The organism is Streptomyces sp. NPDC006602, assembly GCF_042870385.1.
In the GTDB taxonomy this organism is placed as follows: domain Bacteria; phylum Actinomycetota; class Actinomycetes; order Streptomycetales; family Streptomycetaceae; genus Streptomyces.
The window spans coordinates 67,784-79,344 of sequence record NZ_JBIAHG010000020.1; the positions used below are offsets into that span (position 1 = coordinate 67,784).

The 11,561-nt window shown below is 71.5% G+C and carries 9 protein-coding genes; 7 read left to right on the top strand and 2 right to left on the bottom strand.

The window, feature by feature from the left end; translation table 11 throughout:
- Nucleotides 1–26: 26 nt before the first annotated feature.
- Nucleotides 27–542: a YceI family protein gene (locus ACFYO2_RS34795; protein ID WP_388357200.1), complete on the top strand. Its 516-nt coding sequence runs from the start codon at nucleotides 27–29 to the stop codon at nucleotides 540–542.
- On the opposite strand, the gene ACFYO2_RS34800 is transcribed toward ACFYO2_RS34795, so the two are convergent.
- Both ACFYO2_RS34800 and ACFYO2_RS34805 read right to left on the bottom strand, forming a co-directional pair.
- Complete coding sequence (locus tag ACFYO2_RS34800; protein ID WP_388357386.1) at nucleotides 523–2,235, bottom strand: hypothetical protein; 1,713 nt, start codon at nucleotides 2,233–2,235, stop codon at nucleotides 523–525. The two genes, ACFYO2_RS34795 and ACFYO2_RS34800, sit on opposite strands and share 20 nt — an antisense overlap.
- Nucleotides 2,236–2,404: 169 nt before the next feature.
- Nucleotides 2,405–6,439, bottom strand: a complete 4,035-nt coding sequence (locus ACFYO2_RS34805; protein ID WP_388357203.1) for a molybdopterin-dependent oxidoreductase — start codon at nucleotides 6,437–6,439, stop codon at nucleotides 2,405–2,407.
- A 185-nt stretch (nucleotides 6,440–6,624) separates the two neighbouring features.
- Here ACFYO2_RS34805 and ACFYO2_RS34810 point away from each other — a divergent pair, with 185 nt between their 5' ends.
- From ACFYO2_RS34810 to ACFYO2_RS34835, 6 genes are all read left to right on the top strand, one after another.
- Entirely contained in the window at nucleotides 6,625–7,020 is a 396-nt protein-coding gene (locus tag ACFYO2_RS34810) for a cell division protein SepF (RefSeq protein ID WP_388357206.1), read from the top strand.
- A 74-nt stretch (nucleotides 7,021–7,094) separates the two neighbouring features.
- A complete protein-coding gene (locus ACFYO2_RS34815) occupies nucleotides 7,095–8,282 on the top strand; it encodes an AAA family ATPase (protein ID WP_388357209.1) in 1,188 nt (395 codons plus the stop codon).
- Nucleotides 8,279–8,605 carry a nucleotide pyrophosphohydrolase gene (locus ACFYO2_RS34820; RefSeq protein WP_388357212.1) on the top strand — a complete coding sequence of 109 codons (327 nt, stop codon included), beginning with the start codon at nucleotides 8,279–8,281 and terminating at the stop codon, nucleotides 8,603–8,605. Before ACFYO2_RS34815 ends, ACFYO2_RS34820 begins: the two co-directional genes overlap by 4 nt.
- Before the next feature lie 188 nt (nucleotides 8,606–8,793).
- Complete coding sequence (locus tag ACFYO2_RS34825; RefSeq protein WP_388357215.1) at nucleotides 8,794–9,252, top strand: DUF6099 family protein; 459 nt, start codon at nucleotides 8,794–8,796, stop codon at nucleotides 9,250–9,252.
- A gap of 221 nt (nucleotides 9,253–9,473) precedes the next feature.
- Nucleotides 9,474–10,397 (top strand): LLM class F420-dependent oxidoreductase, encoded by a 924-nt coding sequence (locus ACFYO2_RS34830; protein ID WP_388357218.1) that lies wholly within the window; start codon nucleotides 9,474–9,476, stop codon nucleotides 10,395–10,397.
- Between the two features lie 152 nt (nucleotides 10,398–10,549).
- On the top strand, nucleotides 10,550–11,458 hold the full coding sequence (locus ACFYO2_RS34835) for a DUF4232 domain-containing protein (protein WP_388357221.1): 909 nt from the start codon (nucleotides 10,550–10,552) through the stop codon (nucleotides 11,456–11,458).
- Nucleotides 11,459–11,561: the final 103 nt, after the last annotated feature.

Consider the following 11,561-nt stretch of genomic DNA (forward strand, 5'->3'; position numbering starts at 1 on the left):
ATTTGTACGACAGGAGCAGGAAAATCATGACCGTCACCGTCGAAACAGGTACGTGGCAGCTCGACCGCACCGCCTCCACCGTCGCGCTGAAGCACAAGACGATGTGGGGCCTGGTCACGGTGAAGGGCACCTTCTCCGGCTTCGCGGGCCAGGGCGAGGTGCGCCCCGACGGTTCGGCCGTCGGCACCCTCACGCTGGACGCCGCCTCCCTGGACACCAAGAACGCCAAGCGCGACACCCACCTTCGGTCCGCCGACTTCTTCGACGTCGACAACCACCCCGAGATCACCCTCACCGTCCGCAGCGCCGAACTCCGCGACGACAAGACGGTTCACATCGTCGGTCAGCTCACCGCGCGCGGCATCAGCAGGCCCCTGACCTTCACCGCGAGCCTCGTCGAAGCGGACGCCGAGGCGCTCACCCTGAACGCCGAATTCACCGTGGACCGTGACCAGTTCGGCATGGGCTGGAACCAGATGGGCATGATCCGCGGCGCGACCACGGTCACGACCACGCTCCGCTTCAGCCGGACCGCAGCGTGATGTAGGCGCTCGACAGCGTCTGCGGCGAGGGCGTGAAGGCCCGCAGCCGAATCCGTACGCCCGGCTGTCGGGGCAGGGCGTATGTCCCGCCCGGCGGCCGGAGTTCGTACGTCGCCGTCGTGTGCGCGGGCAGGGCGGCCGGACCGCGCACGATCGACCAGTACGCGTCCATGCCCTGGCCCGTGGTGAGCGTGAAGTGGGGCGTCAGGGCGGCGTCGTCCCTGTTGCTGACCCGCAGGGTCAGGCGGGAGAGAGCCGTCGCCGAAGCCTGCTGCACCGAGGCGACCCGCATCCGCAGCGGAGGCGTCCCGGTCACCGCCAGCACCGCACTCACCAGCGCGGGCGCCAGCAGCAGTACGGCCGCCGCGACCCGCGCCGGATGCCGATGGGGGTCCTCCCGCTCGAGCGAAGCCGAGAGTGGGGGAGGCCCGGACAGCGGGCGCGGCCGCGGCTCCCACGCGTCGGTGAACTCCGACGGGGGTGCGGTCACCGCCGCCGCCAGCCACAGCGGCGTCATCATCAGGTAGTAGCCGTCCTGCGAACGCGTCGCCAGATAGAAGGCGCACCACGGCAGGACGGTCGCCGCGGGTCCCAGCCGCCGCATGAACAGCACGAACAGCCCCAGCAGGCCCGCGACCAGCAGCAGACTCGCACGCGAGTACCAGACGAGCCGGTCGCTGCCGTCGGTGAAGTAGAGCGAGACGTCCACCAGGCCCTGCCCGTGCAGCACCGCCCCCTGCGTCAGCGGCAGGGCGATGCCGGCGAACCAGGGACCCGGCTCGCTCACGATGAAGTACGTGCTGATCAGCAGCCATACGGTGACGGCGGCCCCGACGACCCGCAGCACCACCAGCGCCGCCGCCCGCGCGCCCAGTTCCCCGCGCCGCACGGCGTAGATGCCGGCCAGCAGGAACGGCGCCAGGAACCACGGCAGTTGCTGCGCCGCGCACGCCGCTCCGAGGCAGGCGGCCTGAGCGAGCCCGGCCGGGCCGAGCCGTCCGCCCCGCCCGATCCGCGGCCAGCGCACCACCACCGGCACCAGCAGGGCCAGGGCCAGGATCGCCGGGTAGCCGAGCCGGGCGTACGTGGGCAGCAGGCCGAAGCCGAGGCACACCATGGTCGCCGCCGACCGCCACGGTCCGGGCAGCAGTCGCCACAGAACGACCGTGGCGACGACCAGCGCGCCGGTGGTCAGTACCGTCGCGGGCATGCTGCCGTGCCCCAGCCACAGCAGGGGCGCGGTCAGCAGCGGGGCCAGCGGGGGATAGCCGTACGTGAGGTCGTAGCCGCCGGCGATCGTCGGGGTGAGGCCGACACCGGGGTGGCCGAAGAGCCAGGGCCACGGCTGTCCGTAGACGGCGTGCCCGGCGACCAGCTCCCGGGCGGCCTGCGTGGTGAGGGCGGCCTCGTCGGAGCCCCGGTGGTAGAGCGCGAGCGCGGACAGGGCGAGCGTCACCGCGGTCACCAGGACGCACAGATCCACCCGCGCCAGCGACCGCTCCCGGCGCACCACCAGCGCCAGCACCCCGCACACCAGGATCGAGGCGTAGCACACGCAGATCACCGCGGCCAGCGGGAGCCGGTGGCCGGCTGCCTGCGTCCACACCGACCGCGTACCGATGAGAAGGCTGATGTCGGCGAGCAGCGTCAGGACGCGATGCCACTGCGCGGGGGGTTCTTGGGCGACGGACACCGCCGACTGGATTCGCCGGCCGGGCGCCGACAGCTGGGTATCTGCCAGGAGCACGCCACCGGACGCTAATCGTGCCTGGTGAGCGGGGTGCCGATGGAGGTGAAGAGTCCGGTGTGAGGGCAGTAAGAATCGGGCATCCCGGGCAAAGGGTGCCTCGGCGGGCGGGACTCTAGTAGACGTCCCGTACGTACCGTTTCGCCGCCGCCAGCTGCTTCACCCACGCCGCCGCCTCGGCCTCGTCCAGCCCGCCGTGCGCGACCGCGATGTCCCTGAGGGCCCGGTCCACGTCCTTGGCCATGCGGGAGGCGTCGCCGCAGACGTAGAAGTGGGCGCCGTCCTGGAGCCAGCGCCACAGCTCGGGGCCGTGCTCGATCATCCGGTCCTGCACGTAGACCTTGTTGCGCTGGTCCCGGGAGAAGGCGAGGTCGAGGCGGGTCAGGGCGCCCTCGTCGAGGAGCGCGGTCAGCTCGTCCTCGTAGTAGAAGTCGGTGGAGCGGTGCTGTTCGCCGAAGAACAGCCAGTTGGGCGCCCGGTGACCGAGCGCGCGCCGCTCCTGGAGGAAGCCGACGAAGGGCGCGACGCCCGTGCCCGGGCCGACCATCACCATCGGCGTCGAGGCGTCGGCGGGCGGCCGGAAGTGCGGGGAGCGCTGCACGAACACCGGTACCTCGGTGTCCGCGTCCGAGTCGGCGAGGAAGGGCGAGCAGACCCCGCCGCGCGGACGGCCGTACAGGTTCTCGTAGCGCACGACGGACACCGTGAGCGAGACCTGGTGCGGGTCGACGAGCGGGCTGGACGATATGGAGTACAGCCGCGGTTGCAGCTTCTTCAGCACGTCCGCCCAGTTCTGCGCGTCCGCCCGCACGGGGTGCTCGGCGAGCACGTCCACCGCCTGGCGGCCCCAACTCCACTGTGCCAGGCCGTCCTTGTTGTCGGGGCGCAGCAGCCTGCGCAACTCCCGGTCGTCACGCACGTGTTCGGCGACGAAGCGGAGCAGGTCGGGGGTGATCTTCGTGATGTCGAGGTGCCGGTGCAGGGCCTCGGCGAAGGGCACCTCGCCAACGCCCTCCAGCGACACGGAGGTTGATCCCTCGACCCCGGTCGCAGCGAGCCACTCCTTCACCAGTTCGGGCGAGTTGACCGGCCGCACCCCGAGCGCGTCCCCGGCCTCGTACGTCAGGGGCGTCCCGCTGGTGTCGAACGTGAACCGCCTGACCTCCTTGCCCGCGCCGGGCCGGCTGAGCAGCCGGTTGCCGACGAGACGTGCGGCGATGGGGGCGGGCTTGGGGGAGCGGGCGGGCTTCGGGGCCGGGGGCCGCGTATCCGTCGCGGGCTCGTGGACGTCGGTCTTGGCGGCCAGCGCGCCGAGCACCTCGTCCAGCCACGCGTCGGCCGACAGCTCGAAGTCCGGTTCGCAGTCCGTACGCGGCGCCAGTCGCACCGCGCCCAGCTCGTCCAGCCGGGCGTCCAGCCGGCGCCCGTGCCCGCAGAAGTCGTTGTAGGAGGAGTCGCCGAAGGCCAGGACGGCGTAGCGGACCCCTTCCAGGCGCGGGGCCTGCTCCCCGGACAGCGCCTCCCAGAAGCCGGAGCCGTTGTCCGGAGCGTCCCCATCGCCGAAGGTGCTGGTGATCAGCAGCAGATCGGCGCCGGTCGGCAGTGTGCCCGGGTCGGTGTCGTCCATGCCGACGAGCCTCGTCGTGTGCCCGCTCTCGGACAGCCGGTCGGCGACGGCCGAGGCGAACTCCTCGGCGTTGCCGGTCTGCGAGGCCCACAGGATGACGATCTCGCGGCCGCGCCGGACCTGGGGCTCGGCCGTGGTCCGCGAGTACATGCCGGCGAGGACGCCGTTCACCCACAGCGCGTGCTCCGGGCTGAAGGGCGCGTCCGGCGGGAGCACCGGGATGCCGGGGGCGCCGGAGCTGATGCCCGCGAGGAAGCCGGTGAGGTAGAGCCGTTCCTGAGAGGTGAGGACGGGCGGCGGGGCCGGGGCGAGCCCGAAGGGGTCCGCGCCCGGCGTGACGGCGGTCGGGAGGATGACCTCAGCGGGGGCCGCCTGTGGTGCCGCCACGCGTGTCAGCGACACCGCGCACACCTTGAACTCCGGCTGGAACGACACCGGATCCACCGCGTCGCTCGTGACGGCGTTGACGCTCAGGTACTCCCCGAACAGGTCGTTCCAGTGGAACGGCGCGAAACAGGCCCCCGGCCGCACCCGGTCGGTCACCACCGCGGGCAGCACCGCCCGCCCCCGCCGCGAGGCGACCTCCACCCGGTCGCCGTCCGCGACCCCCAGCTCCCGCGCGTCCTCGGGATGCAGCTCCACGAACGGCCCGGAGTTCAGCTTGTTGAGCTTGGCGACCTTCCCCGTCTTCGTCAGCGTGTGCCACTGGTGCTGCACCCGCCCGGTGTTCAGCACGAACGGGTAGTCGTCGTCCGGCATCTCGGCGGCCGGCAGGTGCGGCCGCGCGTGAAAGACGGCCCGGCCACTGGCGGTTGGAAACCGCGGCCCGCCCTCGTCCTCGACGTACCGGATCGGATTGCGCTCGGGCCCGTCCTCCGCGGCGGCCGGCCACTGCACGGACGTCGACCGCAGCCGCTCGTACGTCACCCCGCGCAGATCCCACCCGGTCACGGGGTTCCAGAAGCGCCGGATCTCCTCGAAGATCTCCTCGGCGCTCTCGTACGAGAACCCCTTCTCGTACCCCATCTCCCGTGCCACGGCCGCGATCAATCGCCAGTCCGCCATCGCCTCCCCGGGCGGATCGACCACCGCCCGGGTCAGCGTGAGGTTGCGCTCACTGTTGACGAAGACACCCTCGCCCTCGGTCCACATCGCGCCGGGCAGCACCACATCGGCGTACGCGTTGGTCTCGGTGTCGCCGAAGACGTCCTGGGTGACGACGAACTCGGCGGCCTCCAGGCCCTCGATGACGGTACGGCGGTTGGCGACCGAGGCGACCGGGTTGGTGCAGATGATCCAGCAGGCCCTGATCTCACCGCCGGCCATCTTCTGGAACATCTCGACGGTGCCCTTGCCGACCCCGTCGGCCCGGACGGTCCCAGGGGACAGCTCCCACAGCTCCTCGACGAACGCCCGCTCCTCGGGCACGAGCACCGACCGCTGCCCCGGCAACCCCGGTCCCATGTAGCCCATCTCGCGCCCGCCCATCGCGTTGGGCTGGCCGGTGAGGGAGAAGGGTCCGCTGCCCGGACGGCAGATCGCGCCGGTCGCCAGATGCAGGTTGACCAGGGCGTTCGTGTTCCAGGTGCCGTGCGTGGACTGGTTGAGCCCCATGGTCCAGCAGCTCATCCACTCACCGGCCTCGCCGATCAGCCGCGCGGCCTCGCGCAGGTCGTCCTCGGCGATCCCGGTGATCTCCGCGACGGCGGCGGGCGCGTAGTCGGCCAGGAACCCCGGCATCGCCTCCCAGCCCTCGGTGTGCGCGGCGATGAAGTCGGGGTCGGTGTGCCCGTTCTCGTGCAGCAGGTACAGCAGCCCGTTCAGCAGGGCGAGGTCGGTACCCGGCTTGACCTGCAGAAAGAGGTCCGCCTTCGCGGCGGTGGCGGTGCGCCGCGGGTCCACGACGATCAGCTTGGCCCCGGCCTTGACCCGCTCCATCATCCGCAGGAACAGGATCGGATGGCAGTCGGCCATGTTCGACCCGATGACCAGGAAGACATCCGCCCGGTCGAAGTCCTCGTACGAACCGGGCGGCCCGTCGGCGCCCAACGACAGCTTGTATCCGGCACCCGCGCTGGCCATGCACAGCCGCGAGTTCGACTCGATCTGGTTGGTCCGCACGAACCCCTTGGCCAGCTTGTTCGCCAGGTACTGGGCCTCCAGGCTCATCTGCCCGGAGACATAGAAGGCGACCGCGTCCGGCCCGTGCTCGTCGATGATCGTGCGCAGCTTCCGCGCGGTCTCGGCGATCGCGTCGGTCACGGGCACCGGCACCGGCTCCTCGCCCCGGTCGTCCCGCACCAGCGCGGTGGTCAGCCGGCCGGGCGCGGCGAGCATCTCGGCCGTGGTCGCGCCCTTGGTGCACAGCCGGCCCGCGTTCGCCGGGTGCGCCTTGTCGCCGGACGCCTTCAGGACCGTACGCCTGCCGTCCGGGCCCATCCCGACGTCGAGCAGCATGCCGCAGCCCACACCGCAGTACGAGCAGACCGTCCGTACCTGCTGCGTCCGGGGGGTCGTCGTCATGCCGCAACCGTACGAATTGCCCGTTACGCCTATGTGACACGACTTGATCACCAGGGGTTAAGCCCGCTGCACAGCCGTTCCGGGGACAGTGTGAGGGAGTCGCGGAGCGTGTCGTGTTGGGCCGAACGGGTGACCATGCGTAAGAATTGCCCGATGCAGACAGCAGTGCGAGCCGAGAACGGAGCATGCCGGTGAACAGCCACGATGTCACCGACGAACAGTGGGAGGGGCTCGCCCAGGTCGTACCGTTGCGCGGCCGGGACGCCTGGCCGTCCTCGGTCGGTCACCGGTCCCGGCCCGAGGCCGAGACCGAGACCCGGCGCCGCTTCGTCGTGCTGCGAGTCACAGTGTTCGCGGACGCCCGCGAGGTCGCCGAGACGCTGATGGCGGGCATACCCGTCCTCCTCGACCTCACCGCCGCGGAGACCGACGTCGCCAAACGCATCCTCGACTTCAGCACGGGTGTCGTCTTCGGTCTGGCGAGTGGAATGCACCGCGTGGAGCGGAACGTGTTCCTGCTCACACCGGCCGGCACCGAGGTGACCGGACTGATGGAGGGGGTCGGCGTGCCCGGCACGTGAGGCCGGTCCCCCGATCGTAGGAAGGTGCTCGGGGCGGAACGGTTCTCCTGGCGGCGGAGTCCTACGGTCCGCACATGACCGTGTCCTGCACGTCCCCCATGTCCGCCGTACCCGCCTCTCCGGTGCCCTCCGGGGACGGCAGGGGGCGTCCGGACCGGCCGTGCGTCACCGAGCTCCGGCTGTCCGCCTTCGCCGGGCACCGGCGTGCCGGCTTCCCGCTCGGCCCGCTCACCCTGCTCGTGGGGCCCAGCGGCTGCGGCAAGACGACGGCACTGCGGGCGTACGAGGCACTCGCCCGGCTCGGTGGCGGGGCCGCCCTCGGTGAGGTGTTCCCGGACCCGGTCGCCTGCGTGCCCGACCGGGCCCGGCCCGACGCCCAGCGCCGGCGCGGCTTCCGCATCGGCTGCACGGCCGAGGGACCCGAGGGCCCGGTCCGGCTCGACGTCGCGATCCAGGCGGAACCCGAACTGCGCGTCGTGGGCGAGCGGTTGTCGACGGACGGCCTGGTCCTCCTGCAGAGCGCCCTGCGCGACCCCTCGGCGCGCACCGTGCAGGCCGCCTGGCACACGGCGGGCTCCGCATCGGTCACCCGCGCCCCGCTGCCCGACGACCGGCTCGGCACGGCCCTGCTCCCGCTGCGCGTCGCCGGCAAGACGGACGGGCAGCGCAGGGTGCTCGCCGCCGCCGAGCAGATGGTCGTCGCCCTGCGCTCCGTCTTCGCCTGCGATCCACGGCCCGGCCGGATGCGCGCCCCCGTCCCGACCGGCCCCGGACGCCTGCTCGGCGGCTGCGACAACCTCGCCGACGTGCTCTGGCGCACCCGCGCCGAGTGCACCCGCCGCCACGCACAACTGGTCGCGGCGGTACGCGCCGGATGCACCGGCCCCGTCACCGACCTGTACGCAGAAGCGCTCACCGACGGGACCGTACGCGCCCTGCTCGACCGGGGCGACGGGGTCCGGACGCGGCTCGGACGGCTGGGCGACGGGGAGTTGAGGTACCTCGCGCTCGCCCTGGTGCTGTTCACCGGGCCCGGCGTGCTGGAGGTCGACCCGGTCGGCGAGGTACCGGCGGCCCTGCAGACGCTCACCGTGCTCGCCGACAACCTCGACCGCGGCCTGGACCCACGGCAGCGCACCGAACTGCTGCGGCTCGCCGCCCGCATGTGCGACCGGGGGCACATCCGCCTGGTCGGCGCGGTGAGCGACGCGTCCTGGACCGCCGGGCACACGGGAGTCACGGTGGTACACCTTGACGCGTGACCGAACCTCTCGACGTGGCGAAACTGCAGCGCAGGCTGGCCGAGTTCGCCGCCGCGCGCAACTGGCAGCCGTACCACACCCCCAAGAACCTCGTCGCCGCGCTCAGCGTGGAGGCGTCCGAGCTGGTCGAGATCTTCCAGTGGTTGACGCCCGAGGAGTCCGCCGACGTCATGGCCGACCCCGACACCGCGCACCGGGTCACGGACGAGGTGGCCGACGTCCTCGCGTATCTGCTGCAGCTGTGCGAGGTGCTCGGCATCGACCCGCTGGCGGCGCTGGACGCGAAGATCGACCGGAACGAGCGTAGGTTCCCGGCGCCGTAGGACCAATGACAGGAGCCGTGAAGTCCGCTTTCACTGTGCGTAGTTGAATGGCGAGCCGAAACCGTTTCGTTGTCCGCAGATTTCCGCCTTCCTCTGGTTTTTCGTCTCAACGGCTCTCACTCTGGGTAGTGGACAAGGGAGTGCGGGCGGACGTGCCATGAGCGCGTCGGGACAGACGGGGGCAGCGTATGGACGCTGTGCGGCTGATCGTGACGAGCAGGCGGGCCCTGGCGGCCGGCGGTGACGCGCCGGAGGTCATGGCGGAGGTGTGGCAGGCGCAGGCCCTGGCCCAGGCCATCGGCAGCCGCCTCGCGGTCGCCGGACCGCCCGAACTACGGGGCGAGGCACTGGGATTGACCGAGCTGGCGGGCAGAGGCTGCGGTGTCCTCGACCGCCCGGACATCGACACGGACCACCTCCGCGCCGCCCAGCTCACCGAGTTGGGCGACGCCCGCCAGGCCCTCCTGTGCCTCGGCGGCCTCCTCGGCGAGGTCGGCATCGCCCTCGTCGGCCTCGCCTCCGCCGCGGACGACGAGACCACGTACTGGCAGTGCATGGAAGCCATCGACGCGGCGGACGAGTCAAGGGACCGCGTCCTGCAGATGCTCCGCAGACTGGCGGACAGAGACGAGGCGTTACCGGCGTAGGTGGGTCGTCAGTCCGCGGGACCCCTCGCCGCCACCGCCGCCGAGGCAGCAGCCCCCGCCGCAGCTGCGGGTAGTCGTGCCGCTGGGGCGGTACGGGTGGGCGCAGCGGCACCCGGTGGCGCCGGGCTGCGCGACCTTGACGGATTTTCACCCGCCCGGGCATCGGGGTGACCGCAGGGACCGGTGAGGTTGACCGTGTGCACGGAGTGCAGGATGGAGGCATGGATCTCCGCATCTTCACCGAGCCCCAGCAGGGCGCCACGTACGACACTCTTCTCACCGTCGCCAAGGCCACCGAAGACCTCGGTTTCGACGCATTCTTCCGCTCCGACCACTACCTGAAGATGGGTGACGTGGACGGCCTCCCCGGCCCCACCGACGCCTGGATCACCCTCGCCGGCCTCGCCCGCGAAACCACGCGCATACGCCTCGGCACGCTCATGACCGCCGGAACGTTCCGGCTGCCCGGCGTGCTCGCCATCCAGGTCGCGCAGGTCGACCAGATGTCCGGCGGCCGGGTCGAACTGGGCCTGGGCGCGGGCTGGTTCGAGGAGGAGCACAAGGCGTACGGCATCCCGTTCCCGAAGGAGAAGATCGCGCGGCTGGAGGAGCAGCTGGAGATCGTCACCGGGCTGTGGGCGACTGAGGTCGGCGAGACCTACGACTTCCACGGCACGTACTACGACCTCACCGACTCGCCCGCGCTGCCCAAGCCGGCGCAGGCCAAGGTGCCCGTGCTCATAGGCGGCCAGGGCGCCACCCGTACCCCGCGGCTGGCGGCACAGTACGCCGACGAGTTCAACATGCCGTTCGGCTCGTTCGAGGACTGCGAGAACCAGTTCGGCCGGGTGCGGGCCGCCGCCGAGGCGGCCGGCCGCGAGGCCGCCGAGATCACGTACTCCAACGCGCTCGTCGTCTGCGTCGGCAAGGACGACCAGGAGGTCGCCCGCCGCGCCGCCGCCATCGGCCGCGAGGTCGACGAACTGAAGGTCAACGGTCTGGCCGGCAGCCCCTCAGAGGTCGTCGACAAGATCGGCCGCTATGCGGAGATCGGCTCCGAGCGGATGTACCTCCAGATCCTGGACCTGTCCGACCTGGACCACCTGGAGCTGATCTCCTCGCAGGTGCAGTCGCAGCTGTCGTAGCGCGGAAACTGTCGTAGGGCGGCAACTGTCGTAGGGCGGCAGCGGACCGACAGGAGGTCCCAGAGGTCCCAGGAGGCCACTGTGACAGGCCTGTGGCCGGAACTGTGGCCTCCACCACAGAGGGAATGATCAGGTGCTGATGGGCTGGCCCGATGCGAAGAGCCACCCCCCTCTTGCCGGTCCTCGCCGCCGCGGCCCTGCTCGCGACGGGCTGCGGATCGGAACACGCCGATTCCCTGAGCGCCCCGGCCGGCGCATCGCCCCAGAGCTCGGTGTCCCCGGTCTCCGATCCCGGGCTGGACGGTGTGCGGGTCACCGGCGTGACCCTTCCGCCCTCCCCGACGCCCGGGATCGTCTCCGCGCACGCCTCGATCTCCGCCGCCTACGAGGTGGTCAACGACAGCTCCGAAGCGCTGACGTACACGGTTCTGTTCGACTTCACGACGGCCACCGGTGAGAAGATGACCAACACCCGGCAGACCGTGTACGACGTAGGCCCCGGCCGAACCGTGCGAGGGACCGTCGAGATGCCGCTCACCATGGGGAGCGGCGGGGACATGAACGTGGCGCAGGTGAAGGTCTCCGAGGTCACCGGCGTCCCCGCGGCCGAGGCGCCGGCCGCGCCCGGCAAGTGCCTCCCCTCCGGGGTCAACGTCACGGTCGACGAGGGCGACGCCGCCATGGGGCTGCGTGTCGTGGGACTGTGGCTGGAGAACTGCGGAACCGCCGACTACCAGGTCGAGGGCTACCCGCGGCTCACCGTCCTCGACGCGGACCGCGAACCGGTCGACGGTGTCAAGGTCCTCCAGGGCGGCGACGCCATCACCACCGCCCTCACCGGCTCCGAAGGCCCGCCCCGGCCCGTGACGCTGAAGCCGGGCGAACGCGCCCGCGCCGACCTGGTGTGGCGCAACACGACCGGGGCCGGTCGCGCGGTCGACGCCCCCTATGTCAGAGTCCGCGCGAAATCCGGCGCCGCACCGGTCATGGTGACCCCCCACCTCGATCTCGGAACCACCGGAAAACTGGGGGTCGGCCCCTGGAAGGCCGCGGAGCGGTAGCGGCTCGAATAAACGAAAGCGCCGGTCGGCGGGGGTGTGGGATCGTATGACGGTCGTTCTGATGAGCCCTCGGGAACACCCGCCCTGGGGGCTTTCGCACGGA